Consider the following 26,934-nt stretch of genomic DNA (forward strand, 5'->3'; position numbering starts at 1 on the left):
CAGCGTTCAAAGGCCTGGCTGCCACTTGCGGTCAGGCCTTTTTTCAGCGGTGTTATAGCCAGATAGTAAAGGCAGTAAGGCCGTTTTCCTGAGTTTGCAGCTGAAACCGGAAGTTGTGCTGCAGCAGAATGTCGCGGGTGAGGGTGAGGCCGATGCCCTGCCCGTCGCGCTTGGTACTGAAGAAGGGCGTAAACAGCCGCTGCTGCACCTCGGGGGCAATGCCGGGCCCGTCGTTTTCGATGCGGATCAGGGGCGGATTGTTGCTGGTGTGCACCCAGAGGTTGCCATCTTCGCCAATGGCTTCCTGGGCGTTTTTGCAGATGTTCAGCAATGCCTGCTCCAGCTGCAACGCGTCGAGGACGGCTACGAGTGGCTCCGACGCCAGATGCCAGTGCCACTGGATGCGGCGGTGCTCGGCCTGCACGTGTAGCAGCCGCTCCGTAGCGTGCAGCAGCTCGTGCACGTTGGCCGGCTGGGGCTGCGGGGGGGGCAACCGCACTAGGTTGGCAAAGCCCGCCGTGAAGTTCACTAGGTTCGTATTCCGGTTGATGGCGACATCCAGCGCCTCCCGGAAATCCGGCCGGTCATCGGGGGCTAGTTGGGGGGTGTAATGATGAAAACTCTGCAACAGGGAGTTGATAGCGCCAATGGAGTTATTCACCTCGTGCGACATCATCCGGATCAGCTTCTCGTAGGCCTTTTTTTCCTGCTGAATCAGCTCCTGCGTCAACTCTTCCAGCACAATAAACTGCCGCTGAAAGCCCCGGTCAATAAATCGGGAGCTACTGGCCCGGTAGGTTTGCAGGCCCGAGAGCTGCACTACCCGCGGTTCCTCGTCCGTCAGCTCCGCCAGAGCCGGGCCCCAGTGGCCGGGCAGTTGGGCCGGCAGCTGGCCCAACAGTCCCTTTGAGGGCTGGGCCAATATGCGCTCAGCAGCCGGGTTTACACCTTCAATACGACCATCAAAGGAGAGCAGCAGCACCCCGGCCGGCGAGGCCTGAATCAGACTTTCAAGCAGGTAGCTTTTCTCGTGCTGGGTAATACGCTCCTTGCGCAGCTCCTCAATCATGTGGTTGTACACGCCAATGAGCTGGTCCATTTCCTGCTGGCCCACGGGCACAAACTTCATGGAGAAATCCCGGGCCCGAATAGCCTCGGTACCGGCCGCAATAAGCTGAAACGGCCGCACAAAGCCCCGGTACAGCTGCACCGTAAGCCAGATGCTAACGAGCAGCAGTACTTCCAGCCCAATAAACAGTGGCGCATTCGTGCGCATCACCTGCCCCGCCAGCACAATCAGCACGGCATGGATGATGACGACGAACAGCAGAAACTTAACACGCAGGGTCATGGACTTTGAGGAGTTGAGAGCTGGAAGTAGGGAGTACAAGAACGTCATGCAGAGCGCAGCGAAGCATCTCGCGTGCTGATGTCAGAAGTAACTCTGCAACATCAGCACGCGAGATACTTCGCTGCGCTCTGCATGACAGACAACTGCCAATTGCCTACTCCGCGTCAAACGGAATGGCGTATTTCTCCAGCCGGCGGTACAGGGCGCCCCGGCTCAGGCCCAGAGCTTTGGCTACGCGGCTGATGTTGCCATTGTAGTGCTCCAGGGTGCGCCGGATCATCTGGGCTTCCAGCTCGTCGAGGGTGATGGTGCCGGGCTCGGGCAGCTCACCGGCTTCGGCCGGGCGCACCGGCAGGCGCTGGGCCTGGGCCTGAAAGTCATCGGGTCCCAGTTCGTCCTTACCGGATACCAGCACGGCCCGCTCCACCAGGTTTTTCAGCTCCCGGATGTTGCCGGGCAAGGGCTGTTCCTGCAGCCAGTGCATGGCCCGGGTATTTACCTTCAGGGCTGGGCGGTTGTAGGTGGCCCGCAGCCCATCCACGAAGTGCTGCACCAGCAGCGGAATATCCTGGGGCCGCTCGCGCAGGGCAGGCAGGCGGACGGTAATCAGGTTGATGCGGTAGAACAGATCCTCGCGGAAGCGGCCCTGCTGCACCATTTCGGCCAGGTTGCGGTTGGTGGCGCAAATCACGCGGATATCCAGGCGGCGCGGCTTACTGTCGCCGAGTACCTCATAGGTGCGGTCCTGCAGCACCCGCAGCAGCTTCACCTGGGAGGTCAGGTCCAGCTCCCCTATCTCGTCCAGGAAAATAGTACCGCCGTTGGCCAGCTCGAAGCGGCCCACCCGGTCGGTTTTGGCATCGGTGAAAGCCCCGCGCCGGTGCCCGAACATTTCACTCTCAAACAATGAAGCCGAAATACCGCCCAGATTCACCTTCACGAAGGGCTGGCGGCGGCGCTGGCTGTTCTGGTGCACGGCCTCGGCAATCAGTTCCTTACCCGTGCCCGACTCGCCCTCAATCAGCACCGAGGCATCGGTGGCCGCTACCTGGCCCACATTGCGCAGCACCTGCAGCAGGCGCGCATCCTGGCCCACAATGTTGCGCAGCTCGTACTGCTTGTCCAGCTGCCGGCGCGAGAGGGCGGCGGGGTCGGTTTCTGCCTCGGGCTCGCGCAGGGCCAGAATGGTGCGGATGGTTTGCAGCAGGGAATCGTTCTGCCAGGGCTTGGTGATGAACTCGGCGGCCCCGGCCTTCATGCCTTCCACGGCCAGGGCAATGCTGCCCCAGCCGGTAATCAGGATGACGGGCACGGCCGGAGCCAGGCGCTTCACCTGGGCCAGCAGTTGCAGGCCGTCGCGGCCGGAGGTGTCCAGCTCGTAGTTCATATCCATGAGCACCAGCTCGGGCGGAGTGGCTGTTACCACCTGCAGCGCCGCTTCCGGCGTGGCCACCGCCTCGGTGGCGTAACCGTGCTGCTTGAGCAGCAGCCGCAGCGAGGTGCGCACGGCTATATCATCGTCGATAATCAGGATCATAAGGCAAGGCGAAGGACGGAAAGCATTGCCAGAAAATGGCTAAGAAGTACGGAAACCCTGAATTTTTTATACCGCACTGGCGGCAGCACCTAGCGCCGATGTGAGGGGTTTCCTAGAATAGCTGCCGGGTTTACCAGCGCAACCAGCTGTAACTCACTGAACGTCATGCTTCATCTGGCATCCGCTTGTCGAAGCATAACGTTCTGAGTCTTCTGATAGCTGACTAGGCATGCTATTCTACTCCTCGCGCAGGGCCACGGCCGGCCGGATCTGGGCAGCCAGCATACTCGGGTAGAGGGCGCAAATGGCGGTCAGCACGTAAATCAGCGCGGTGGCCAGGACCATGCTGGTCAGGTACACCGGCAGCCGGATGCCCATCACGCCCAGCAACGGAAACTGCGCCGCAATGGCCAGCCCCAGCACTAAGCCAAAGGTCGTTACTACCAGTATTTCGCCCAGAAACTGTCCGCTGATGCGGCGGCCGGTGGCCCCGATGGCGCGGCGCAGGCCAATTTCGGCGCGGCGTTGGCTGATGTTGTACCACAGCACCCCAAACAGCCCCAGGGCCACGTTGAAAATCAGAAAGCCGCACACCAGCACCATGCCGCCCATGGGAGCCAGCGCAAACTTCATGCGGATAGTACGCTGTTCGGGCAGGGTGGTGACGGTGGCTTTCCAGCCGCCCGTAACGGCCGCTACTTCCTTGGTGATGCGCTGCTCCAGCTCGGCGGTAGCCGTGGGCTGCACCCGAATCAGCAGCCGGGGCTGGTCGAAATTAGCCGAATCGTTGGGGTCAACCAGACTTTCGCTGCGCTGAAAAATGGCCGGTTCCAGCTCCTGAAACTCGCCCCGGCCGCGGTACGACGACGCCAGCACCCCTACCACCTGAAACTCCTTATCATCCATGGCCCGAACGATTTGGCCCACAGCCGGCCCGTCGGCAAACAAAGCCTGGCGGGCTTCCTGCGAGATGACGAGTGGCGGATGCGCGGCCACTTCGTCGCGGCGGGTAAACCAGCGGCCCTCCGCCAGCTCCAGGCTCAGCACATCCTGCATGTCGTCGCCGGCGCTGTAAATGTCGCTGTTGGTCGAGTGGCTGCCGGCTTTGAAGTCGGTGCTGCTGTCACTGAAGGCGAAGGGCGTGTTGGAGCGGGTAGACGCCACGCTGCGCACGCCGGGCATGGTTTTCAGGTGCTGAATCAGGCGCTGGAGTGTGGCGTCCTGCCGGCTGATGGGCTGGCCGCTGGGGTCCATGGCTACCTCCCACACGTGCTCGTAGCGAAAGCCCAGCGGAGCAGTGTATTTGCGGTAGTTATCCACCAGCAGGCTGCCCAGCACGAACAGCACTACGAAGGCAAAGAATATTTCGGCAACCAGCAGGAAGTTAGCCCGCTTGCGGTTCCAGATCAGGGTGAACAGATGGCGTATCATAGGGTTGCGGAGCAGAAGGGTAGGAATTAGTTACGGCCGCCTTTCAGGGCCTGTACCGCGTGGAGCTTTGACATTTTATAGGCCGGATACACGCCCGACAGCAGCCCGAACAGCAAACTCAGCAGCAGCCCGCCCGCGAAAATGCGGGGGTTGAGCGTGAGCGTGGTGTAGGGAATGAAGCCGCTGCTGTCAATAATGTGCAGCACCACACTAGCCAGCACCAGGCCCAGCACCCCGCCCAGCAAGGTCAGAAACACGTTTTCGACCAGAAACTGCCGGATGAGCGTGCCCGAAGTAGCCCCGAAGGCCTTCCGCACCCCAATTTCGGAGGAGCGCTCCAGAATGCGGCTCACGTTGACGTTGATGAGGTTGAGCGCCGGCAGCAGCATGAACAGCAGGGCCACGAGGGCCACTTTGCCCAAAAGGGCGGCCACGCCGTCGTCGGGTTTGCTGTTGTTGTTGAACCAGCGCACCGTGGAGGATAGCAGGGTACCGGCGTACACGTGCACCTTGGCGTGCTTCTTGGGGTCGGGCACGGGCACCTGGTCCACCACACGGTTAAATTCAGCCTGCACGGCCGCTATGTCGGCGGGCGTACGGGCCAGCACAATAGCCATGCAGTTGCCGAAGTAGTTCGGGTCTTTGGCATCCTGGGTGCTGGTGCTGATGGGGGCCCACATATCGGCGTAGGAGTTGAACCGCATACCGGGCACGTCCTTCACCACCCCTATCACCTGATAGCGCACCCGATCGGTTTCAATGGTTTTGCCCAGCACGCCGCTGGTAGTGCCAAAGTACGCCCGGCAGGTTCGCTCGTTGATGACGGCTACGTGGGCACCACTCTGCACTTCAGGCAACGTGTAGGGCCGGCCGGCCACGAAGTCGAAATCCAGCACCTGCCAGAACTGGCCATCGGTGAATTTCAGATCCACATCCAGCTTCTGGTTGCCCACGTAGGCGGCCGTGGAGCTGAAATACGTGCTGATGGAAATCTTCTCAGGCGTGCGCAACGGCCGCACGTAGCGCTCCAGAAAGCTGTAGCTGATGGTGCCGTTGTTGCTGCCGTTGTCGTTTTTGTAGGAGACGGTGGCGCGGTTGATAAACAGCAGGCGATCCACCTTCTTTTCGGGCGTGTGCGGCCCCACGGTATGATCGTAGAACGCATACACCACTAGCAGAATCATGAGCGTGAAGCTGATGCCGAACAGGCTGATGAAGGTGAAGAACTTGCGGCGCAGCAGCACCTTCCAGGCAATTTTGAGGTAGCTAAGCAACATGAGCGTAGGAGTAGGAAGTAGGGAGAGAAGAGTGAAGTGCCGCTACCTGCCGCTGCAGCAACGACCGGGCCTTGCTGAGCTGCGACTTGCTGGTGCCTTCCGAAATGCCCAGCAGCGCGGCTACTTCGGGGTGAGTGTAGCCCTCCAGGGCGCAGAGGTTGAACACGGTGCGGTAGCCGGCGGGCAGCTCCTGCACCAGCCGGAGCAGGTCGGCAGCCTGTAGCTGGGCCTCGGCCGAGGGCAGGTCGGTAGCCATGTGGCCGGTGTGGCAGCTCTCTAGGCTGAGGGTGAGACTCTCACGACGGCGCAGGTGGCTCAGACACTCGTGCACCAGTATGCGGCGCACCCACCCGGCCAGGCTGCCCGTGCCCGCAAACTGATGCAGCCCCCGGAACACCTTCACGAAGCCCCGGGCCAGCACGTCCTCGGCATCAAACTCGTGCCGCACGTAGCGCAGGCACAACGCCAGCATACGGGGCGCAAACCGCTGGTACAGCAGCTCCTGCGCCGCCGCACTGCCCCGCAGGCAGGCGGCTACCAAATCAGCATCAGAGAAATTAGTGCCTAGTGCGTTGTGCTTAGTGCGTGGTGGCTGGTGTGCGGTGCGGAGCAGGTTCATGACAAAAGCGGGGCGGAAAGGACAAAGAAGATTCAGTTGACTAAGCACTAGGCACCAAAAACCAAGCACTAGCTGACCTGGCTGCCGTCGAAGAAGCGGATGAGACGCTGGGTTTTGTGGGCCTGCTGCTCATCGTGGGTGACCATCACAATGGTGGTGCCCTCCTGGCGGTTGAGATTGAGCAGCAGCTCCATAATCTCCTCCCCCATTACCGAGTCGAGGTTGCCGGTGGGCTCGTCGGCGAGGATGATTTCGGGGCGGCCGGCCAGGGCCCGGGCAATGGCCACGCGCTGGCGCTGCCCGCCGGAAAGCTGGCTGGGGAAGTGGTTGGTGCGGGTGCTCAGGCCCACCTTATCGAGGGCGGCGTAGGCCCGCTCCCGCCGCTCCTTGCCTCCCACCCCGGGCCGGTACAGCAGAGGCAACTCCACGTTATCCAGCACCGAGAGGTCGTTGATGAGGTGGTAGCTCTGGAAGACGAACCCGATTTTGTGGTTGCGCAACCCCGCCAGCTCTTTATCGGAGTACGACTGCACCGGGCGGCCATCCAGCTCAATTACGCCGGCCGTGGGCTCATCCAGCAGCCCCATAATGCTGAGCAGCGTGGACTTCCCGCAGCCCGAAGGCCCCATAATCGACACAAACTCGCCCTTGTTGATGGTCAGGTTCACGCGGTTCAGGGCTACCGTTTCAATGGTGTTGGTCTGGTAGATTTTCTCGATGTCGCGCAGCTGAATAACGGGTTGAGTGGCAACTCCCGGCACAGTGCCGTTGGTATGAGGCCGCGTTGCAGTGGGGGTCAGAATGTTTTCCATGAGAAGCAGAGGAAGAGAGTGTGGAAGGCTAGTGAAAGAAGAGGGTGTCCGGTTTCGGGCAATTCGCCACTAGGGTTACAGGAGTATTGCCAAGCCGCGTGCCAAATACATAAACTATTGTTTTTCAATATTTTAAATCAAGCATAGCAACTTATCACTCAGCAAAATATGTCCGGATTTGGACAGAGTGTTCGGAAGTAGCCGGCGCGTACCGGGCCGCTTATTTACCGGGCCGCCAAAGGCTGCTGACGCTCAAAATCGTAGAGCGTGAGGGCGCGGAGGCGGTAATGCGCCACCCAGGCGGCGCGCAGAGCCTGAATGTAGGCGCGGCGGGCCTGGTCCTTTTCGGCGGAGGCAATGGTAAGGTCCGTGAGGCTGATGCGCCCCACTTTGTAGGTGGCCTGGGCAATGGTGTAGCGCTGCTGGGCCAGGGAATCGGCGCGGGCAGACAGGGCCAGCTGCTCGCTGAGCGTAGCCAGCTGGGTGGCCTGCACCTGCACATTCAGCTCGAAGCTGGTTTCTTCCTGGGCCACATCCGTCTGTACCTGGCGGCGGGTTAGCTCGGCGGTTTTCACGATGGATTTCTGCCGGCTCCAATCCAGCAGCGGCATGGCAAACGTGAGCTGCACCTGCTGCTGGTTCTGCAGGGCCAGGTAGGTATCCCAGAGGTTACCGGCCTGGTTTACGTAGCCCATATTGGCCGAAAGCACGGCCTGCAGCCCGGTGGTACCGCGGGCCAGGGCCACTTCCCGCTCGGCCTGCAACAGCCGCCGCCGGAAGGCCAGCACCACGCTCCGGTTCTGCCGGGCCTGCACCACAGCCTGCTCGGCAGATACCACCAGTTGCGGCGTGGGGGCCGGCACTGCCAGGCGAAGAATGTCGGTGCGCAGGCCGGTGTAGCTCTGCAGACTCACGGCGGCGTTCTGGGCATCCAGCTGGCCCTGGGCCCGGGCCTGGCGGGCATTCAGCAGGTTCAGCTCCAGCCGCAGCAGGTCGCTTTGGGAGAGGCGGCCCAGCTGGTACCGCTCCTTGCCAATGCGCAGCAGTTCCTCGTTGGCCTGCACGTTCTGGCCGGCTACTTCGGCGTTTACCTGCTGCTGCAGCACATCAAAATACAGCTCCGTGATGCGCTGGGCAATGGTTTCGCGCTCCTCCGTGTACTGGCGCTGGCTTTCCTCGTAGCGCAGCGGCTCAATTTTCCGGTCCCATTTCAGGCCGTTGAACTTGCCAATAGGCTGCGTAAGGCCAATGGCCACGGGCTGATTGTTGTAGCGCTTCAGCCGGCCGTTGAAATCGTCAAAGCGCTGCACCTCCGAGGCCACAAACAGCTGCCCGCCCGTAAGGCCAATGTTCTGGCTGACGGTGAGGGCCAGATTGGAGTTGTTGATGCGCACGGCCCGGAAGTCGGTAGTACCATCGGGCTGCACCACGGGCGTAATTACGCGGCTAAAGCCCGGAACCGTGCCTTGCAGCCCCACTTGCGGCCGGTAGTTGGCCTGATAGGTACGCCACTGCCAGTAGCTTTTGTCGCGGGTGGTCTGGGTTTGCTTGGCCGCCGCCGATTGGGTGAGGGCCAGCTCAATTACCTCGGGCAGCGTGAGGGGCGTGGGCTGTTGCTGGGCCAGTGCGGGCGTTGTCAGTAGCAGCAGGATAGAAAGAATGCGTTTCATGGCCGTTAGTCGTTGAGGGTGAGTTCGGGCGTATCCACGTAGTCCTTCATATCCGATACCACAATTTCCTCCCCTACCCCCAGGCCCCCAAGTACCTGCACGTAGTCGAAGTTGCTGTCCCCGAACTGCACAGTGCGGCGCACGGCTTTGCCATCCTTCACCACGAACACCGGCTGCTCTTTGCCACCTTGATAAAAGGGGCCGTTCTTTACCCGCACCACGTTATGGTGCGCCTTGGTTACCACAAATACATCGGCCCGGAGGTTGGCGCGCAGAGCCGGGTGGTGGTCCTGCGCTAAGGCAGCATAGAAGGTAATCACGCCCTTCTCCACGGCCGGGCTGATGGTGCTGATGGTGCCGCGCAAATCGGTGCCGTTGATGCGGATGACTACCGCATCCTGCAGGTGCAGCGCGTCGGCGTAGGCATCGGAAATGGTGGCCCGCACCCGGAAGCGGCTCAGGTCGGCCACGCGGGCCAGCGGGTCGCCGGCCTGCACGGTGGTGCCCAGGTCCTCGTTCACCCACGTAAGCACCCCGGCTTGCTGGCTGCTGATATTGGCCTGCTGCAGCTTGCCGGCCAGCTCGGCAATGCTGCGGTCCTGGATTTGCATCGTGAAGCCCAACTCCCGCACGTCGGCGGCGTTGGCAGCCCGCTGGTTCCGGATCTGCTCGCCCAGCCGCTGCAATTCCAGCTGCGCTACCCTCAGGCTCAGCTCGGCCTGACGCACACTTTCGGCGGTGCCACCGCCAATCTTCAGCAAATACTGCTCGTCGCGCAGGGCCGACTGCAGGCTGCGCACTTTCACCTGCTGCACCTGCTCCTGGGAGCGAAGGTCGTTGAGGGCTTTTTCGAGGCTGAGCTGGAGCTGGCCGTTTTTGTTGCGGTTCTGCTGCTGCTCGTCCTGCAGCTTGGCTAGGGCCGTGTTGGTCAGCTCCCGGTCCAACTCCAGAATCGTCTGGCCCGGCTGCACTTTGCTGCCCACCGGCACGGCCACCCGCCGGATGGTGCTCGGAATGGGGCTGGTAATGACGGCTTCGTGGGCCGGAATAATCACGCCGGCCGCCGTGAGGGCTGCTTCCACGTCGCCAGTTTCGGCGCGGGCCGTCAGGATGCTGCTCCGGTCAAGGCTGGGTTTAAGAACGGTGCGGAAGGCCAGTAAGCCGGCGGCCAGCACCAGCAGAATACCCGTGCCCAGCAGCCAACGGCGGCGCTGGCGGCGGGTTTGGGTGGCGGAGGATAGTGCTCTGTCCATTTTCGTACAGGTTGGAAAGGGTTTCCCTTCCTGTCAGCCAATGGGCATGCCATTTTTATAAATTATTGACTATCTGTGTTTTAAATAAAATACCAGCTTATTATAAAAACGAAAACCTGTCCGGTTATGGACAGGTTGTTCGGTACTGGATTTCATGATTTAGTTAACGGTCATTCCGAGCGAAGTTGAGGAATCTCGCATGCTGACGTTGCCAGCGTAACCGTCATGCTGAGCGAAGTCGAAGCATCTCTACCGCTTCGTTGCAATTACCATTGCAACATCAGCACGCGAGATTCCTCGAATTCGCTCGGAATGACTCTCGTTTAATTTCCGTTACTGCTTCCCAGCGCGGCGGCCTTCCAGAATGCGGAAGAAGGAACGGGTTTGAATTTCGGCGGTGGTGAGGCCGGTGGCGCTGATTTCCTCCTCCGTAATGGCCCCGCAGTTCAGGGCTTTCAGGAAGAAGTTGAGCAGGCCCTGGCCGGTTGCCGCATCGTCGAAAATGTCGCCCGTAAGGGTAGAAATAGCCGCCCGCTCCACAAAAGTTTTCAGCCGGTGCACGGCGTCATCGTAGCTGCTCAGGAAGAAGTGGTAGGTGGCCGCGTAGCGCATGGGCAACTGGGCGGGGTTCAAGTCCCAGCCCTGATAAAGGCCGTTGATGAGGGAATGGGTGGTGTGGTGAAACCCTTGCCGCCAGGCGTTGTGCACCGATTCCCGGTTTTCGCGCAGCTGCTCAAACGTGAGGTTCTCGCCCCGGTGCGGGCCAATGGGCATCACGTTGGTGGCCCCGTCGGACAGGAAAATGCCGGTGCCGCCCAGCGCCACCTTCGTCATGTGGTGGGCAAAGTCGCAGACGGGGTGGGCCATGGTTTGGTAGCGGGCCGTAATGCCGGCCGAGGCAGTGTAATCGTAGGTACCGAAATGGGCCGCCACGCACCGCCCCTCACTGGCCCGGATGATACGCAGAAGCGGGTTGCGCCCTTCCTCGTCCATAATGATTTGGGTGGCCTCCACCATGGTTTCCATGCGCAGCATACCGGGCGCGAGGTCGTTGGCCTGCTCCAGCAACTCAAACAGGCGCACCATCGTGCTCATCTGCTCCGGGATGGTCACTTTGGGCAGCATCACCACGAAGTTGTCGGGTAATTTCCCGCCAGTTTCGGCCAGCAGCGTGGTCAGGAAGATGTCCAGGGTACGCACGCCCCGGTCCTTCAGATCTTCCGTGAAGGGCTTGATGCGGATGCCGATGAAAGGCGAAATAGTGCCCTGGCGCATACCCTGGGCCAGCTCTTTGGCGGCCTGCACGGCCGTGGCATCTTCCTCGTCGTTGGGGCGGTTACCGAAACCATCCTCAAAGTCGATGCGGAAATCCTCCACAGCTTCGGTCTGAAGCTTACGCACCACTTTCTGGTAGATGGAATACGGCAGCCAGCCGGGTTCCCGCTTGCGGTCCTCGGGGCTCAGCTTTTCCAGCCGGTGCGTGAGGGCCTCAATATCCGCCTGCAGAGTGGGCAAATGCTCGTGGCCTTCCAGCTTCAGCACCCGGGCCAGCTCCACAAAGTTGGGGGCGTAGGTGCGCAGGTTGTTGAGGGCAATGTCGCCCATGCGCATGCAGGTATCGGCCTTGAACAGGTTGGCCCCGCCGTACACGGTGTGTACCGGCTGGCGGTCGGGTTTGTCGCCGGGGTAGATTTGCTGGAAGCGGCGGTTGGCTTCGCCGAGCTGCTCCAGGAGCTGCGTTTTTTCGGAAGCGGGCAGGCTGAGTTTCATATCAGGGAGGGTAGGAATTTAAGAACAGGAGGAAGGAATATCAGGGGCAGAATCCCCAGAACGTCATTCCGAGCGAAGTCGAGGAATCTTGCGTGCTGATGTTGGAATAGATGTTCTAATGAAGCGGTAGAGATGCTTCGGCCAGCGGCCGCTAGATCAAGCATGACAGCTAGTTTGGCAACATCAGCACGCAAGATTCCTCGACTTCGCTCGGAATGACGGTCAAACAGCTAACTCACGAGCCACGGTAAGTGGAGTAGCCAAATGGGTTAAGCAGCAGCGGCACGTGGTAATGCTCAGCCGACGTCACGGAAAACACAATTTCCACGAAGGGATAGAACGAGGCAGTGCCCAACGTATCAAAATACTCCTGTATCAGAAAGCGCAGCTGGTACACGCCCGCGGGCAGCGTTTCACTGGCAGGCAGTAGGTTGGGAATGCGGCCGTCGGCGTTGGTGGTGCCGCGGGCCAGTTCCTGCCAGTCGTTGGGGTGCTGCCCGAAGAGGATGATGGGTACGCCCGCCGCGGGGCGGCCGCGGGTGGTATCCAGGATGTGGGTGGTAATCTGACTCATGCGGCAAGTAGTTTTTCCAGGCGGATGCGGGTGATTTTGTCCTGCTCGGCGGCAGCTACGTGTATTTCCTTTTCGGGCGGATTGGGTAGCCGGGCCTGCAGCAGCGCCAGCATCTCGGCGGCCGATTTGCCGGTGGCGCACACGATAAAGATGTAGCCGAACCGCTGCTCATACGCCGCGTTGCCGGCCGCCAGGGCTTGCAGGGTTTCCTCAGAAGCCTGCTGCACGGCGCCCTGCTCCCCTTCGGCCCAGGTGCTGGTACTGGCAAACTTCTCCCGCAGCGCGCCCACATCCCCGATTTTAGGATGATGCGTAAACGCCTCCCGCCAATCGGCTTCGCTCAGGCGGTTCCAGGCCTGGGTGGCAATCTGGTACAGAACATCAGCGTCAGCAAACGGAAACTGCTGGTTCGTGGCCTCCACCCAGGCCGAGGAACCGCAACAGCGGCGCAACTCCTCAGCGCGGGTCGGGGCGGGTAAGTTATTGAGGTCGGAAAGGGTCATGAAAGCGTGTTGAAAAAGACCGTTATTCCGAGCGCAGCCGAGGAAGCTCGCGTGCGGACATTGAAGTAGTAATTCCAGCGAAGCAGTAGAGATGCTTCGTCTTTGCTCAGCATGACGGATAGTGTAGCAACGTCAGCACACAAAATTCCTCGGCTGCGCTCGGAATGACGGTCTAATAAGTACACTACACCACCGTGGGGAAGCGGTTCACGTTTTTGTAGTAGATGTACACCGAGGGCTCCTTGCCCACGGAAGTGGCCCACTGCTGGCAGTACGGGGCCATCCAGATGGAGTCCCCTTTCTGCACGTGGTACCACTCCTGGTCGAGTACGTAGATGGCCTGGCCGGCGAGGTAGAGCAGGCCATGCTCCATGATGTGGGTTTCCACCATAGGCAGGTGCCCGCCCCGGTCGTAGGTGAAGATGTTCACGGCCATATCGAAGCCTAACTCATTCGGCAGCAGCTCCTGGATGCGCAGGGCCTCATCGTTCATGTAGATGGGGGCTTTGCTGTCGTCCTTCTCGCCCCACACCACCCCCGGCGCGGCGTAGCCGGCCAGCGGCTCGTACACTTTATGGAAAGTGAGCAGTTGGGTGCCTTCAGTGGGGCCGTGGAAGCCGTATTCCTGCCCGGCCGGCACGTACACGAACTGGCCCTGCGTGAGCTGTCGGGATTCGCCCCCGGCCGTGGCCCGCACGGCTCCTTCTACCACGTAAAAGAAAATCTGTGAAGTCTCCGTGCGGCCTTCCAGCTTGCCTTCCGGACGCAGCGTAACGATGGTCTGGCACAGGCGCGCACCCATCTGCTCGTTAATAATGACGTTGACGGTGCAGCCCGTCCAGCCGGGCACATTGCTGTTGATGTACCCATCGGGGGCAATGATGGCGTGGTTGCGCCGAACGACGGAGCGGGTAAACGAGGAAGGATTCATGCGAAGTAAGACGGGTGATGAGGCGAATGGAGAAGCTAAAGCTAGCTCCCCTCCTCATATCAGGAGGGGTTGGGGGTGGTTGAAAAACTAGAGCCAGGAATTAGAATTAGTCTGTCGTTCAACGATTGGTCAACCACCCCCAGCCCCTCCTTTCCAAGGAGGGGAGCTAGACCTAGCTTCCGTTTCTTATTTCCGAGGTAAGAAGCAAAGAAAGAAAACGCTCCGAGACTTCCACGGCGGCGGCCAGGTCGGGCAGTTCCACGTTTTCCAGGGGGTTGTGGCTGATGCCTTTGAAGCACCGCACGAACAGCATAGTGGCCGGGGCTACCTCCGAAACCGGCACGGCATCGTGGCCGGCCCCGCTCACCAGCGGCACTACGGGGTGGCCGGCCTCAGTAATGGCCTGGGCCAGCAGCTCGTTCAGGCCAGCATGGCAACTGACCGGGGCCGTGTACTGCACCATGTTCCAGGTAAGGTGCAGATGGCGGCGAGTGGCAATAGTCTCGGCCAGGGCCTGCAGCTCAGCGTAGGCCGAGGATAAGCGGGCGGCTTCGGCGCTGCGTAAATCGAGGCTACAGACGACTTCGCCGGGGATGACGTTACTGGCCGCGTGGCGCACGTCCAGCTTGCCCACGGTGGCTACCAGCTCGTGCGCGTGGGTCAGGCCGAACTGCTCGGCGGCCAGCACAAATTCGGCGACTCCGGCCAGCGCATCCTGCCGCATGTGCATGGGCACGGTGCCGGCGTGGCCGGCCATACCTCGCCACGTCAACTCCACGCGCTGCTGCCCCGCAATGGCCGTTACCAGCGCTACCGGAATGTTCCGCTCCCAGAGCACCGGCCCCTGCTCAATGTGCACTTCAAAGTAGCCCAGCCAATCGGTGGTCGGAATGGCATCCTGCGCCAGTGCGGCAGGGTCGCCGCCCATGTCGGCAATGGCCTGCGCCAGCGTGATACCCTCGGCGTCAGTGCGGATCAGCAGGCTTTCCTCGAAGGCTCCGGTTACCACTTTGCTGCCCAGGTAGGTGGTGTGAAACCGCACGCCTTCCTCGTCGCTGAAGGCAATAAGCTCCAGGTGAAACGGGAGTGACTCGCCCTGGGCCGCCAGATTTTCCAGCAGATCCAGCCCCAGCAGCACGCCCAGCGGCCCATCAAATTTGCCGGCGTTAACCACCGTATCAATATGCGAGGCCAGCACGAAGGTTTTGGCCCCCGACACCGGGCTTTCAAGCCGGCCGCGCACGTTGCCGATACCATCGAGGCGGGTGTGCAGGCCGGAGGCTCCCATCCAGGTGCGCACTAAGTGCTGGCCCCGCACGAAGGCAGGCGTACCGAAGCGGCGGGTTACCCCGTCGGTATCTTCGCTGATGGCAGCCAGCTGCTGAATGCGCTGCATGATGCGGGCCGCGCGGGCCGAATACGTAGTAGGGAGAGTTTCCAACCGGCTTATCGGGTTAGGATTGCACCTTGCTTGAGATGCCGGAACGTCGGCCGGTAGTAGGCCAGCTCGCCGGCTAGGTAGGTTTGCTGCACCACGCCGCGCAATTCCCGGCCCAGGTACGGCGACACTTTGTGGCGATGCTGCAGCAGTTCCTCGGTCACGGTGAATGAGGCTTCGGCATCCAGTACCAGCAAATCGGCGTCGTAGCCGGGGGCAATGCGGCCTTTGCGGTGCTGCTGCCCGGCCAGCCGGGCGGGGTTGGTGCTGAGCCAGCGCGCTACGTCGGAGAGAGAGGCGCCGCGGGTCCGGGCGGCGGTCCAGAGCACGGGCAAAGCCAGCTGCAAAGAGGCAATACCGCCCCAAGCCGTGGTGAAGTCGCCGGTGCTGAGCTGCTTGAGGTCGGGCGGTGCGGGCGAGTGGTCAGTGGCCACAAAATCAATCAGGCCCGACTCCAGCGCCTGCCAGAGCTGCTCGTTGTTGGCCCGCTCCCGGATGGGCGGGGCACACTTATAGGCCGTGTTACCGTCGGGAATGTCCTCGGCACTGAAAAACAGGTAGTGCTGGCCCGTTTCAACGGTAATGGGCAGCCCCTGCGCTTTAGCGGCGGCAATGGCCGACAGGGAGTTGGCCGATGACAAGTGCACGATGTGCACCGGGCAGCACGTTTCGGCGCACAGCCGAATCATCAGGGCCACGGCTTCATCTTCCCAGGATTTGGGGCGTGAGGCAAGGTAATTCTGGTACGACTGCCGGTTGCCCTGCTTCCAGGCGTCATCTTCCTGGCTTAGCTCGCAATGCACTAATAGCGGCAGGCCGTGGCGGGCCAGCAGAGGCATGATGTGGCGCAGGTCGGCTTCGGTGGCATTGGGAAAATCATCGATACCGGAATGGGTAAGAAAGGCCTTGAACCCAAGCACGCCCGCTTCAATAAGGCCCGGCACCTCGGCCGCATTGCCGGGCACGATGCCGCCCCAGAAGCCGCAGTTTACGTGCAGCTGCCCGCGGGCGGCCGCCAGCTTCTGCTCCAGATTCGCCACCGAGGTAGTAACCGGGGCCGAGTTCAGAGGCATATCCACCAGCGTGGTAAGGCCGCCGGCCAAAGCGGCCCGGGTGGCCGTGTCGAAGCCCTCCCACTCGGTGCGGCCGGGCTCGTTGATGTGCACGTGCGGGTCGATGAGGCCGGGCAGGATGGCGTAGCGGCCGACGTCGTGCACTGGTACGGTTACCGCAGCATCCGTGGGTAGCACCTCGGCAATCAGGCCGTTGCGCACCACCACGTAGCCCGGCACCTCCCCGGATATGGTTATTATTTTTTCACTTTTTAACGCGTATTCCTTCATGAATTTTAGCAAACAGACATCCAAAATGATAATATTTCAATTAACAAGCGGTATCCTAGCAAACTTTTCAACTTTCATTTTATCCTCTCTGGAGGTTCGTTTCTCAGGTGGGGCTGGTAGTGCGTTCATTCTCTGTCAGCTAGCCAGCGGCAGCGGGTGCAGCCCTTAGTACCCGCCCGGCCACGCAGCAAGTGCTTTTTACCAATGACGCAGTTTTTACTTCTGGGAATTGTGGCGGCCGTAGTGGGGCTGCTGGCGGCGGGCAGCTGGGTGCTGCACCGGGTGGCGCGCACGCACCGGGGCGGCGAGCTGGGCACGCAGGGCTTCACCATGCAGGGCTTCGCCTACGCCCTCACGGTACTGGCGGTGGTATTTGTACTGGCGGTGGGCTACCAGTTTGCCCAGGGCACGGCTTGGGAAGGGCACCTGATGGAGTGGCTCAATATTGTGGTGCGCCTGATGCACATCACCTTCGGCATTGCCTGGATTGGGGCGTCGTTCTACTTCGTGTTTCTGGAAAACGCCCTCAACCGCACCGACAACGTGCGGGAGGAGCTGGCCGGCAACCTGTGGGCCGTGCACGGCGGGGGCTTCTACTACCTCGAAAAGTATAAGCTGGCCCCGAAGGAAATTCCCAAAGCGCTGCACTGGTTTAAGTACGAGGCCTATCTTACCTGGCTTACGGGCATGAGCCTGCTGTTTGTGGTATATTACTTCAACGCCGGCAGCATGCTCATTGACCCCAACGTGCTGGACCTGGGCCCACTCACGGGCGTGGCTATCGGGCTGGGCTCATTTGCGGTGGGCTGGCTGATTTACCACGTGCTGTGCCGCACTCCGCTGGTGAAGAACAACTTGGTTATGGCGATGCTGGGCCTGGTGATTTGCACGGCTTTCGCGTGGTTTTACTGCCAGGTATTCAGCGCCCGGGCAGCTTATATCCACTTCGGGGCCATGCTGGGCACGCTGATGGTGGGCAACGTATTTTTCATCATCATTCCGGCCCAGAAAGCCATGGTGAAAGCCGCCACCGAAGGGTTGCCGCTGGACCCCGAGCTGGGCAAGCACGCCGGGCTCCGGTCGTTGCACAACAACTACTTCACGCTGCCGGTGCTGTTTGTGATGGTGAGCAACCACTTCCCCAGCACCTTCGGGCACAGCTACCCCTGGGCGGTGCTGGCGGCCATTGCCCTGGGCACGGCCGGTGTGAAGCACTGGCTGAACCTGCGCGAAAAGCACCAGGCCACCGGGCTGGTACTGCCTTTGGCGGCCGGACTGCTACTGGCCGTGGCCTTCGTTACGGCGCCCCGCACGGAGACTACCAGCGCCGCAGCTTGCACGCCCAATGTAAGCATGGCGCAGGTGCAGGCCGTGGTGCAGCAGCGCTGCGTGCGGTGCCACTCGGCCACGCCCACCGATGACGTATTCAAAACCGCCCCCAACGGTGTGGTGTACGATACGCCCGAGGACATCATTCGTCTTAAGGATAAGATCATGCAACGCGTGGTCATCACCAAAACAATGCCCCAGAACAACAAAACCCAGATGACGCAGGAAGAGCGGGACCTGATCCGCTGCTGGATTGAACAAGGGGCGCTGAACAAGTAATAGCGGCCCGATAATCAGGCGAATAAAAACAGTACGTCATTCCGAGCAAAGGCGCAGCCGTAGCCGAGGAATCTCGCGTGCTGATGTTGAGATAGTAATTCAACGAAGCAGTAGAGATGCTTCGACTTCGCTCAGCATGACAGATAGTTTGGCAACATCAGCACGCGAGATTCCTCGACTTCGCTCGGAATGACGGGCATACACTGTTCTATGAAAGCCACCGGCGGCCCTGCACTTGCGTGTGGGGCCGCTGTGTTTTAGGCCAGTGAATAGAGAAATGCGATGAGCCGGGCAACGCTTGTCGGAAAAGCACCATCTGCCCATATGCAGGCCAATTTCGGATGCTTAGCGGCTTACTACTATTCCCCTCATAACCCCGCAAAACCCAACCTTTTCCGGGAAACAAAAAAATAATTTACCCAGTACCTTGCGTTGCATAGTACCTTTAACTACCTTTGAAACGTTGATTAGATACACTCTCTGCCGAGCCCCTCACTAACGGAGCCGTCCGGCAGAATCCCGGACACCACCACGCGCCAATCGGGCCGGGTGATCGGAGCCCCAGCCAGAAACGCTTAGTTTCTCCCTGCTGCCCCGTTGTGTTCCGGTCTCTTGGTACCGGCTGCCTGCGCAGTCAGTACCCCTGCTTTTAACGCTTGAATTTCTGGCAACCATGCTACTCCCGGCGGAACCGCGGCCCCGGGACCCGGCCTCTCCTTGCCCGAATTTTCCTCCAACACCTCCCTTCCTATGAACGCCTCCTCTACTTCCGGCCGGGCCCTGCGGGGCCTGGGGTTCCTTGCTATGCTCTTTCCGCTGGCCGCCGCCGCGCAGCAGCAACCCGCCGGCACCGTCCGCGGCACCCTCCTCGACCAGACTAACGGGCAGCCTCTCCCCTTTTCCAATGTAGTAGTGCTGCGGGCCCAGGATTCCAGCTTCGTGGCCGGGGCCGAAACCCTGGAAAACGGCACGTTTGTGTTGGAGCACCTGGGGCTGGGCAACTACCTGCTGAAAGCCTCCTCCGTGGGATACCAGGGTCTGCGCCGGCAGGTGCAGCTCACTGCCGCCAGCCCCACGGTGCAGCTGGGCGCCTTGAAGCTGGCACCCACGGCCCAGCAGCTGAAGGGCGTAACGGTAACCGGGGAGCGGGCCGCCGTGCAGGAAAGCCTCGATAAGAAGGTGATTAACGTGGAAAAGGACCTGAGCAGCGTGGGCGGCACGGCCGTCAACGTGCTCCAGAACGTGCCCTCCGTAACCGTGGCCCCCGATGGCACCGTGAGTATGCGGGGCTCCTCCAACATCACCATTCTCATTGATGGCAAGCCTAGTAACTCGGCCAACAGCGGGGCGGGTGGCAACCGCCTGGAGCAGATTCCGGCCAGCGCCATTGAGCGGGTAGAAGTGGTGACCAACCCCTCGGCTCGCTACGATGCTGCTGGGGCCGGCGGGGTACTCAACATCATCCTGAAAAAGCAGAAAAAAGACGGCTGGAACGGCCAAACCACCCTCAATGTGGGCACCCAGGATAAGTACAACGGCAGCCTGAGCCTGAACCGCCGCGCCGGCAAAATCAACCTGTTCGGCTCCCTGGATTTGCGCGACGACCGGTATCGCAGCCGCTCCTGGCTGGATCAGTATACCACCCTCGAAAACCAGGAGCTGCGCACCTACCAGCGGGGCACCAACCTGCGCCACAACCAGAACTACAGCGGCCGCCTGGGCTTCGACTACACGCTGCCGGCTAACCAGACCATCACTTTCACGGTGGAGCCCAACATGAATCGGGGGCTGAACACGGGTACCCAGCTGGCCACGCTCAGCGGGGCCACCAACGCCCGCATCGGCAGCACGTTTGGCGTAACCGAAAACGTGGATAACGTGGATGGCTCCCTGGACTACCGCCGCACCTGGGACGAGCACAAGGGCCGGGAGCTGACCGGCAACGTGAACTACACCTACCTGAACGCCGACGTGGTAGTAGCCCAGCGCAACACCGAAGGAACCGCCGACCTGCGCGAATGGAAGCAGGACCTGGACGTGAGCCTGCACGCCGTGGGCGGGCAGCTGGATTACGTGCACCCGCTGGGCGAGAAGGCCCGCCTGGAAGCCGGCGCCAAAACCCAGTACCAGGCCAACCAGGGCACCGACGACTTTCTGCGGCAGCAGACGGACGGCCCCAGCTTCGATAGGCTGGCGGACCGCTCCTACCAATACACCTTCCGCGACTTTGTGCAGGCTGGCTACACCACGTATCAGCAGGAATTTGGCAAATGGCGCGCGCAGGCTGGTTTGCGGGCCGAGTACACCCGCACCCACGGCGAAGTGCTGAACGGCCAAGGCCCCTTCCGGTTGAGCTACCTCAACCTGTTCCCCTCGGCCACCGTGGAGCGCACCCTGCCCACCGCCGACCAGCGCGTGAAGCTCAGCTACTCGCGCCGCCTCAACCGCCCTGGCTTCATGCAGCTATTGGCCTTTCCGCTCTACCAGGACCAGCGCAGCTACCGCATCGGGAACCCCGCCCTGCGCCCCGAGTACATCAACGCCTTTGAGTTGGGCCACCAGATTACCGTGGGCCAGGCCTCGCTGACTTCCACCCTGTTCTACCGCCACACCGACAATGCCATTCAGCGTCTGGTGCGCGTGGATACCACGGCTACCCGCCTGTACGGAGCCGGGGCGGTAATTACGGCCCAATACGCGGCCAACTTCGGGCAGGCCACCAGCTACGGGGCCGAGGTTTCCCTGAACCAGCCCCTGGCTAAATGGTGGCGCGTAACGGCCAGCGGCTCGCTGTTTCAGAATATTGTAACGGCCGCCACGGGCAACGAGGCCAACCGCCGGGTGGTATCGGGCACGGCCCGCCTGATGAACTCCTTCACCCCCACGCCCAAGCTCGATATTCAGCTGACGGGCAACTACCGCGCCGCCGCCGTTACGGCCCAGGGCCGGGTGCTGCCGGTGGGTTCCGTGGATGTAGCCCTGCGCCAGCGCCTGTTCAACGACCGGGCTGCCCTCACGCTGCGGGTGTCCGACGTGCTGAATACCCAGCGCAACCGCTCCTTGTCGGCCACCGATAACTTCCGGGCCGAGAGCTACAACAAGTGGGAGTCGCGGGTGGGCTACCTGGGCTTCAGCTGGTACATGGGCTCCAACAAGCCGCCCAAACGCATTGAAAACCAGCCCCAGGGTGGCGGCGGTGGCTTTGGTGGCTAGAATGTGCTGCACCTGGCCACCATTTCGGACCTCACGCTTCTGGCCCGGACCAGGGCGTGGGGTCTTTTTTTGGCGCATGAGGGACCTACCATGCTAATAGGTAAACATCATAATGTCATGCAGAGCGGAGCGAAGCATCTCGCGTGCTGACATTGTGAATCATGACGTCCTGAAAAGCTCCTCTACATTTAGCGGCTTCATTATCAACATTTTTTATTCCTCTCAGGCATCCCTTCCCAGCTACACAGCATCTACCTTATCAAAAGCAGCTAGCAAGCTGACATGTGCTAAGCACTGTCATTATCTACCCTTCCCCTCTACACCTCCAGACAAATTATCTACCGCAGAAAATATTTATACCAAGTACCTTGCTTTACATAGTACCTTTTAGCATCTTCATTCCATACTTCAACACCGGCTCAGCACTCTCGCAATAGCCGATGCCACCTGGCTCTGAGCCGGGATACTGCCCCACCTGGCGCCCGGCTCTGCCGCCCGCCTCTGGGCTCGATAGATTCCTTTTTTCGCCCTGACTTTTCTTGCCTTTTCCGTGAACGGAGCCGCGGCCGTTCCGGCAGCCTGGAAGTCACCGCCCCTACTTTCTACTGTTTACTGCCATGAAAACCTCCTTTGCTTCCGCCGCCCTGCTGGGCATTTCCCTACTTGCCACTGCCGCCGCGCAGCCCACTCTGGCCGCTGGGCCTACCACCAAAGGCACCGTTTCGGGCCGCCTGTACGACGGCCAAACTCAGGAGCCCATTCCGCACTCCTACGTGGTAGTGCTGCGGGCTTCGGATGGCCGTTTTGTAAAATCGGTGGAGACGGATGCTAACGGCCGCTTCCGGGCTACCGGACTGCCCCTGGGCCGGTACGTGGTGCGCACTACGGTGCTGGGCTACCATGCCATCCGGCCCGCCGTTGCCCTGAGCAGCAGCCAAGCACAGCACGCCCTGGGTACGGTGGTAATGGTACCGTTGAATATGCCCCTGGTAGCCCGCGCCGATAAACAAGCCTGGGCTAAACGGGCTACGCCGGTTGCAGCCGTGGAGCCCCGCCGCCCTGCCGTGCGCGTGGGCTCGTAAGCTTTTTCGCTCCGATAACCCGTCGGGCCTGCGTGCTTTACCTGTAGGAAAGCACGCAGGCCCGGCTTCGTGTTGAAAAGCCCCGAACGGATGAACGGCGTGCGTATCTTCGCAACCGCCTGACTATTGCCCATGCCCGCCTTCGTTGCCTTTGTTTTGCTGCTGATGACCGGCACGCTGGTACCCCGGAACAAGCAGTTCCGACAGACGCCCGGCGGGGTGCAGATTTTCGTGGTGTCCAACGGCTTTCACACCGATGTGGTGCTGCCGCTGCGGGAGCCGCAAACCGGCCACGCCTGGCTGCAGGCATTGCACCAGCCGGACCTGACCAGCCATTTTGAGCGTTACCAATATGCGGCGTTTGGCTGGGGTAATGAGAGCTTTTACCTGGGCTCGATGGGCGGCAGATTTCCCAGCCCCGCAACTATTGCCGGGGCGGTTTTCCCATCCAGGACGCTGATGCACGTAAATTTCTACCGCACCGCTCCCGACTCCGGCCGCTACGTGGTGCCGCTGCGCATTTCGCCGGAGCAGTACCGCCGCCTCACCGCCTACGTGCAGCAGGGCTTCCGGCCCGACAGCCTGGGCCAGCCGCAGCTGCGGCAGCCAGCCGGCTATACCTCAAAGGACTTTTTCTTCCGGGGTACGGGCCGCTACCATGCTCTGCGTACCTGCAACGACTGGACCAACCAAGGCCTGCGCCGCGCCGGGCTGCGGGCGGCCCTGAAGTCGCCGTTGGCGGCGCCGGTGCTGTTTCAGGTGCGGCGCGGGGCCCGGCGGTAACCGCTGCGTGGTTTATAGCCAAGTCACTATTTATAATATCCTAACACAAACTAGGAAGGCTTCAATATAATAAGCCCTGGCCTCGTCAAATTACTATTTACCCGTAACCTTGCGCGGCGTTTTCACTGTAGTATATCCTCCGCCCTATCCGCTTAACCAGTGAAAACATGCTTGATGTCCACCGTGAAGTCCTTCCGAACGGCTTTCTGCTGATTTTATCCCCCGATGCGGCTTCTACCGATGAGGTGAAGCTGACCCGGGCCCTGCACCGGGCCAGCCGCAGCGACAAACACACCATTCTGGTGGACCTGAGCCTGATTGACTCGCTGACGTCCGAGGCCATTGACCTGCTACTGGCCTACGCCTTCATGCTGCACGCTCAGGACCGCCGCCTCATTTTGTGCCACGTTCCGCAGGCCGATCAGCACCACTTTCTGTACCTGGATGTGGCCTCGCAGCCCCTGCTGGTGCCTTCCCTGCTGGACGCCATGCAGGAAATAGACTTCCAGACGGGCCCCAACCGGGCCATATCCTGACCGGCCGGCAAAACCAGACCGCCGGAATTCCGCCGGAAACCCCGACTTTTGCGGCCGTATTTCCGCATCTGTTTTCCTTCTGATGAGCGCACAGCAACCCAGCATTCCGCAAGGTACCCGCGACTTTGGCCCGGCCGTGGTGGCCCGCCGCAACTATATTTTTGGCGTAATCCGCCGCGTATTTGAGAAGTTCGGCTACGCGCCGCTGGAAACGCCAACCCTTGAAAACCTGTCGGTGCTGACGGGTAAATATGGGGAAGAGGGCGACCAGCTGCTGTTCAAAGTGCTCAACTCGGGCAACTTCCTGAAGAAGCAGAAGGGCGACAAAATCAAGGAGCAGGTTACCCCCGAAGACCTGCTGGCCGGCCCCCGGGCCGTGCTGCCCAAGGTGGCTGAAAAAGGCCTGCGCTACGACCTCACGGTGCCCTTCGCCCGCTACGTGGTGATGAACCGCAACACGCTGGTATTCCCCTTCAAGCGCTACCAGATTCAGCCGGTATGGCGCGCCGACCGGCCTCAGCGGGGCCGCTACCGGGAGTTTTACCAATGCGACGCCGACGTGGTGGGCACCAACTCCCTGCTGTGCGAAGCCGAAATTGTGCTGATGATGAGCGAGGTGCTCACCACCCTGGGCCTCACCGACCACACCATCAAAATCAACCACCGCGGGGTGCTGGGAGCTTTTTACAAAGCCCTGGGCGGCGAAGGCACCGAAGTAGACCTGTTCACGGCCATCGACAAGCTCGATAAAATCGGGCGTGAGGGCGTGGAGAAGGAGTTGCTGGAGCGGGGCTTCTCGGCCGCAGCCACCGAGCGGCTGTTCGACCTGCTGAGCGTGGGCGGCGACTTCGAGGAGAAGCTGGAGCGGCTGCTGGCGGCCTTCGCCACGGCCGGCGTGGAGCCCGACAACGCCGACGGCTACCGCGGCCTGCAGGATTTGCAGCAGGTACTGACTTACCTGCGCGGCTTCGGCTTCGAGAAGTGGAAGAACCTGGAGTTCGATGTGACGCTGGCCCGCGGGCTGAGCTACTACACGGGCTGCATCTTCGAAATCAAGATCAACAACGTGAACATGGGCAGCGTGTCGGGCGGCGGCCGCTACGACAACCTCACCGGGGCCTTCGGACTGCCGGGCGTATCGGGCGTGGGCTTCTCGTTCGGCGTGGATCGGCTCTACGACTGCCTGGAGGAGCTGCAGCTATTCCCGGAGGCCGTGGCCACCACCACCCGCTGCCTGCTGGCTAACTTCGACGCCGAGAGCGAAGTGGCGGTGCTGCCCGTGCTGCGCCGGCTGCGCGAAGCCGGTATTGCCTCGGAGCTGTACCCCGAGCCCGGTAAGCTGGGCCGGCAGTTCAAATACGCCGATGGCAAAGACATTCCCTACGTGCTCATTCAGGGCCCCGAGGAGCGCGCCGCCGGCCGGTTCAAGCTGAAAACCCTGGCTACGGGGCAGGAGCAAACGGTAACCTTAGAGGAAGCGCTGGCGGAGTTGGCAAACTAGCCGACCCACCTCAACACACGCGCAAAGCGCCGGGAGCTTCGGTTTTCGGCGCTTTGCGCGTGTATATATTCCGGCTTGGGCCCAAACTGCTACCTTTCGCCCCCTCTTCTACCCACCGCCTCTTCTCCACCCGCATGCCTCAGGATTTCTCGCTTAGTCCCTCTGCCCATCTTACGCTTGCCACGCTCGGCCATCTACTCCGCTCCAAGGCCCGCGTGGTACTCAGCCCGGAAGCCCGCCAGCGCATCGACGCTTGCCACCAGTACCTGCACAACCGGCTGGAGCGCACGCCCGAGGCGGTTATCTATGGGATTAACACCGGTTTCGGGGCTCTCTGCGACAAAGCCATTCCGGCCGGACAGCGCCAGCAGCTGCAGCAAAACCTGATGATGTCGCATGCCTGCGGCACGGGCGAGGAAGTACCAGCTGAGCTGGTCCGGCTGATGCTGCTGCTGAAGGCCCAGAGCCTGAGCTATGGCCACAGCGGCGTGCAGGTGAGCACCGTGCAGCGCCTGCTCGATTTCTACAACCGGGGCATGCTGCCGGTAGTGTATCAGCAGGGCTCTTTGGGGGCCAGCGGCGACCTGGCCCCGCTGGCCCACCTGTGCCTGCCCCTGCTGGGTCTGGGCGAGGTACACTACGAGGGCTACCGTTTGGCCGCCGCCGATGCCATGAGCCTGTTCAGCTGGCAGCCCCTCACGCTGGAAGCCAAGGAAGGCTTGGCCCTGCTCAATGGCACCCAGTTTATGCTGGCCTACGCCGTGCACGGGCTGCTGCGCGCCCAGCACCTGCTGCGCGCTGCCGACTACATCGGGGCCTTGTCGTTGGAAGCGTTTGATGGGCGCGCCGAGCCGTTTGATGAGCGTTTGCACCGCATCCGGCCCCACGCCGGGCAGCTGGCCGTGGCCGGGCGCATCCGGGAGTTGCTGGCGGGCTCCGAGCTGCAGGCCCAGCCTAAGAAGGCTGTGCAGGACCCCTACTCCTTCCGGTGCATGCCCCAGGTGCACGGGGCCTCCCACGATGCCTTGGCCTACGTGCAGCAGGTGGTGGAAACCGAGTGCAACGCCGTAACCGACAACCCCAACATCTTCCCCGACGACGATGCCATTCTGAGCGGCGGCAACTTCCACGGCCAGCCGCTGGCCCTGGCCCTGGATATGCTGGCCATTGCCACGGCCGAGCTGGGCAGCATTTCGCAGCAGCGCACCACCCAGCTTATTGGCGGGCAGCGGGGCCTGCCGCCTTTCCTGGTAGCCGAGCCGGGCCTAAACTCCGGGCTGATGATTCCGCAGTACACGGCCGCCGGCATTGTGAGCCAGAACAAGCAGCTGTGCACCCCCGCCTCGGTGGATAGCGTGGTGAGCAGCAACGGCCAGGAAGACCACGTGAGCATGGGGGCCAACGCCGCCACCAAAGCCCTGCGCGTGGTGCAGAACGTGGAGCAGCTGCTGGGTATCGAGCTGCTGAATGCCGCCCAGGCCCTGGAATTCCGCCGGCCCGCCCTCACCTCCGAGCCACTGGAAGCACTACTGGCTGCTTTCCGCGAGAAAGTGCCTTTTGTAGACCAGGACCGGGTGCTGTATCCGGATTTGCACGCCGCCGCGGCGTTTGTGCGGGAGTATGCCTTCGGGGCATAAAGGAGTATTACTCATTCGTACGCCTTCAGCACTTCATTCGCTACTTTAGCTCCGCCCGGGTACGC

General features: G+C 61.4%; 21 protein-coding genes. 7 read left to right on the forward strand and 14 right to left on the reverse strand.

What is annotated here, in order from left to right; translation table 11 throughout:
* Window positions 1-52: 52 nt before the first annotated feature.
* The 14 genes from EI291_RS06870 to allB all read right to left on the reverse strand — a co-directional run bounded on the left by EI291_RS06870 (window position 53) and on the right by allB (window position 16,509).
* Window positions 53-1,351 carry a sensor histidine kinase gene (locus EI291_RS06870; RefSeq protein WP_125419057.1) on the reverse strand — a complete coding sequence of 433 codons (1,299 nt, stop codon included), beginning with the start codon at window positions 1,349-1,351 and terminating at the stop codon, window positions 53-55.
* Between the two features lie 154 nt (window positions 1,352-1,505).
* Window positions 1,506-2,888: a sigma-54-dependent transcriptional regulator gene (locus EI291_RS06875; protein ID WP_125419058.1), complete on the reverse strand. Its 1,383-nt coding sequence runs from the start codon at window positions 2,886-2,888 to the stop codon at window positions 1,506-1,508.
* Window positions 2,889-3,125: 237 nt separating this feature from the next.
* Complete coding sequence (locus EI291_RS06880) at window positions 3,126-4,319, reverse strand: ABC transporter permease (protein ID WP_125419059.1); 1,194 nt, start codon at window positions 4,317-4,319, stop codon at window positions 3,126-3,128.
* A gap of 26 nt (window positions 4,320-4,345) precedes the next feature.
* A complete protein-coding gene (locus EI291_RS06885; protein WP_125419060.1) occupies window positions 4,346-5,596 on the reverse strand; it encodes an ABC transporter permease in 1,251 nt (416 codons plus the stop codon).
* A complete protein-coding gene (locus tag EI291_RS06890) occupies window positions 5,586-6,215 on the reverse strand; it encodes an RNA polymerase sigma factor (RefSeq protein WP_125419061.1) in 630 nt (209 codons plus the stop codon). The genes EI291_RS06885 and EI291_RS06890 overlap by 11 nt, the downstream gene beginning before the upstream one ends.
* Before the next feature lie 68 nt (window positions 6,216-6,283).
* Window positions 6,284-7,027: an ABC transporter ATP-binding protein gene (locus tag EI291_RS06895; RefSeq protein WP_125419062.1), complete on the reverse strand. Its 744-nt coding sequence runs from the start codon at window positions 7,025-7,027 to the stop codon at window positions 6,284-6,286.
* A gap of 224 nt (window positions 7,028-7,251) precedes the next feature.
* Window positions 7,252-8,697 (reverse strand): TolC family protein, encoded by a 1,446-nt coding sequence (locus EI291_RS06900; protein ID WP_125419063.1) that lies wholly within the window; start codon window positions 8,695-8,697, stop codon window positions 7,252-7,254.
* 5 nt (window positions 8,698-8,702) lie between these two features.
* A complete protein-coding gene (locus EI291_RS06905) occupies window positions 8,703-9,950 on the reverse strand; it encodes an efflux RND transporter periplasmic adaptor subunit (RefSeq protein WP_125419064.1) in 1,248 nt (415 codons plus the stop codon).
* Between the two features lie 333 nt (window positions 9,951-10,283).
* Window positions 10,284-11,720, reverse strand: a complete 1,437-nt coding sequence (locus tag EI291_RS06910; protein WP_125419065.1) for a DUF6986 family protein — start codon at window positions 11,718-11,720, stop codon at window positions 10,284-10,286.
* Between the two features lie 235 nt (window positions 11,721-11,955).
* Complete coding sequence (gene uraH, locus EI291_RS06915; RefSeq protein WP_125419066.1) at window positions 11,956-12,294, reverse strand: hydroxyisourate hydrolase; 339 nt, start codon at window positions 12,292-12,294, stop codon at window positions 11,956-11,958.
* Complete coding sequence (gene uraD, locus EI291_RS06920) at window positions 12,291-12,797, reverse strand: 2-oxo-4-hydroxy-4-carboxy-5-ureidoimidazoline decarboxylase (RefSeq protein ID WP_125419067.1); 507 nt, start codon at window positions 12,795-12,797, stop codon at window positions 12,291-12,293. Before uraD ends, uraH begins: the two co-directional genes overlap by 4 nt.
* Window positions 12,798-12,981: 184 nt before the next feature.
* Window positions 12,982-13,728 carry a (S)-ureidoglycine aminohydrolase gene (gene allE / locus EI291_RS06925; RefSeq protein WP_125419068.1) on the reverse strand — a complete coding sequence of 249 codons (747 nt, stop codon included), beginning with the start codon at window positions 13,726-13,728 and terminating at the stop codon, window positions 12,982-12,984.
* A gap of 172 nt (window positions 13,729-13,900) precedes the next feature.
* The gene (locus EI291_RS06930; protein WP_240635397.1) at window positions 13,901-15,169 is read right to left on the reverse strand and encodes an allantoate amidohydrolase; all 1,269 of its coding nucleotides are present in this window, start codon (window positions 15,167-15,169) and stop codon (window positions 13,901-13,903) included.
* A gap of 5 nt (window positions 15,170-15,174) precedes the next feature.
* Window positions 15,175-16,509 carry an allantoinase AllB gene (allB, locus tag EI291_RS06935; RefSeq protein ID WP_125419069.1) on the reverse strand — a complete coding sequence of 445 codons (1,335 nt, stop codon included), beginning with the start codon at window positions 16,507-16,509 and terminating at the stop codon, window positions 15,175-15,177.
* Between the two features lie 204 nt (window positions 16,510-16,713).
* Here allB and EI291_RS06940 point away from each other — a divergent pair, with 204 nt between their 5' ends.
* From EI291_RS06940 to hutH, 7 genes are all read left to right on the forward strand, one after another.
* Entirely contained in the window at window positions 16,714-18,117 is a 1,404-nt protein-coding gene (locus EI291_RS06940) for a urate hydroxylase PuuD (RefSeq protein WP_205701569.1), read from the forward strand.
* A 750-nt stretch (window positions 18,118-18,867) separates the two neighbouring features.
* A complete protein-coding gene (locus EI291_RS06945) occupies window positions 18,868-21,330 on the forward strand; it encodes a TonB-dependent receptor domain-containing protein (protein WP_125419070.1) in 2,463 nt (820 codons plus the stop codon).
* Between the two features lie 617 nt (window positions 21,331-21,947).
* On the forward strand, window positions 21,948-22,412 hold the full coding sequence (locus tag EI291_RS06950; RefSeq protein ID WP_125419071.1) for a carboxypeptidase-like regulatory domain-containing protein: 465 nt from the start codon (window positions 21,948-21,950) through the stop codon (window positions 22,410-22,412).
* A 132-nt stretch (window positions 22,413-22,544) separates the two neighbouring features.
* A complete protein-coding gene (locus EI291_RS06955; protein WP_125419072.1) occupies window positions 22,545-23,195 on the forward strand; it encodes a TIGR02117 family protein in 651 nt (216 codons plus the stop codon).
* A gap of 167 nt (window positions 23,196-23,362) precedes the next feature.
* Window positions 23,363-23,731: an STAS domain-containing protein gene (locus EI291_RS06960; RefSeq protein WP_125419073.1), complete on the forward strand. Its 369-nt coding sequence runs from the start codon at window positions 23,363-23,365 to the stop codon at window positions 23,729-23,731.
* A gap of 82 nt (window positions 23,732-23,813) precedes the next feature.
* Window positions 23,814-25,232, forward strand: a complete 1,419-nt coding sequence (hisS, locus tag EI291_RS06965) for a histidine--tRNA ligase (RefSeq protein ID WP_125419074.1) — start codon at window positions 23,814-23,816, stop codon at window positions 25,230-25,232.
* 134 nt (window positions 25,233-25,366) lie between these two features.
* Window positions 25,367-26,869 (forward strand): histidine ammonia-lyase, encoded by a 1,503-nt coding sequence (gene hutH / locus EI291_RS06970; RefSeq protein ID WP_125419075.1) that lies wholly within the window; start codon window positions 25,367-25,369, stop codon window positions 26,867-26,869.
* Window positions 26,870-26,934: the final 65 nt, after the last annotated feature.

The sequence above is a fragment of the Hymenobacter rigui genome, from assembly GCF_003944715.1.
In the GTDB taxonomy this organism is placed as follows: domain Bacteria; phylum Bacteroidota; class Bacteroidia; order Cytophagales; family Hymenobacteraceae; genus Hymenobacter; species Hymenobacter rigui.

What these genes read in the sequence shown, in the direction of transcription:
- EI291_RS06870 (WP_125419057.1), bottom strand. Translation starts at nt 1,351, where the DNA reads ATGACCCTGCGTGTTAAGTTTCTGCTGTTCGTCGTCATCATCCATGCC.
- EI291_RS06875 (WP_125419058.1), bottom strand. Translation starts at nt 2,888, where the DNA reads ATGATCCTGATTATCGACGATGATATAGCCGTGCGCACCTCGCTGCGG.
- EI291_RS06900 (WP_125419063.1), bottom strand. Translation starts at nt 8,697, where the DNA reads ATGAAACGCATTCTTTCTATCCTGCTGCTACTGACAACGCCCGCACTG.
- EI291_RS06880 (WP_125419059.1), bottom strand. Translation starts at nt 4,319, where the DNA reads ATGATACGCCATCTGTTCACCCTGATCTGGAACCGCAAGCGGGCTAAC.
- EI291_RS06895 (WP_125419062.1), bottom strand. Translation starts at nt 7,027, where the DNA reads ATGGAAAACATTCTGACCCCCACTGCAACGCGGCCTCATACCAACGGC.
- uraD (WP_125419067.1), bottom strand. Translation starts at nt 12,797, where the DNA reads ATGACCCTTTCCGACCTCAATAACTTACCCGCCCCGACCCGCGCTGAG.
- EI291_RS06960 (WP_125419073.1), top strand. Translation starts at nt 23,363, where the DNA reads ATGCTTGATGTCCACCGTGAAGTCCTTCCGAACGGCTTTCTGCTGATT.
- EI291_RS06890 (WP_125419061.1), bottom strand. Translation starts at nt 6,215, where the DNA reads ATGAACCTGCTCCGCACCGCACACCAGCCACCACGCACTAAGCACAAC.
- EI291_RS06885 (WP_125419060.1), bottom strand. Translation starts at nt 5,596, where the DNA reads ATGTTGCTTAGCTACCTCAAAATTGCCTGGAAGGTGCTGCTGCGCCGC.
- EI291_RS06905 (WP_125419064.1), bottom strand. Translation starts at nt 9,950, where the DNA reads ATGGACAGAGCACTATCCTCCGCCACCCAAACCCGCCGCCAGCGCCGC.
- uraH (WP_125419066.1), bottom strand. Translation starts at nt 12,294, where the DNA reads ATGAGTCAGATTACCACCCACATCCTGGATACCACCCGCGGCCGCCCC.
- hisS (WP_125419074.1), top strand. Translation starts at nt 23,814, where the DNA reads ATGAGCGCACAGCAACCCAGCATTCCGCAAGGTACCCGCGACTTTGGC.
- EI291_RS06955 (WP_125419072.1), top strand. Translation starts at nt 22,545, where the DNA reads ATGCCCGCCTTCGTTGCCTTTGTTTTGCTGCTGATGACCGGCACGCTG.
- EI291_RS06910 (WP_125419065.1), bottom strand. Translation starts at nt 11,720, where the DNA reads ATGAAACTCAGCCTGCCCGCTTCCGAAAAAACGCAGCTCCTGGAGCAG.
- hutH (WP_125419075.1), top strand. Translation starts at nt 25,367, where the DNA reads ATGCCTCAGGATTTCTCGCTTAGTCCCTCTGCCCATCTTACGCTTGCC.
- EI291_RS06950 (WP_125419071.1), top strand. Translation starts at nt 21,948, where the DNA reads ATGAAAACCTCCTTTGCTTCCGCCGCCCTGCTGGGCATTTCCCTACTT.
- EI291_RS06945 (WP_125419070.1), top strand. Translation starts at nt 18,868, where the DNA reads ATGAACGCCTCCTCTACTTCCGGCCGGGCCCTGCGGGGCCTGGGGTTC.
- EI291_RS06940 (WP_205701569.1), top strand. Translation starts at nt 16,714, where the DNA reads ATGACGCAGTTTTTACTTCTGGGAATTGTGGCGGCCGTAGTGGGGCTG.
- allB (WP_125419069.1), bottom strand. Translation starts at nt 16,509, where the DNA reads ATGAAGGAATACGCGTTAAAAAGTGAAAAAATAATAACCATATCCGGG.
- allE (WP_125419068.1), bottom strand. Translation starts at nt 13,728, where the DNA reads ATGAATCCTTCCTCGTTTACCCGCTCCGTCGTTCGGCGCAACCACGCC.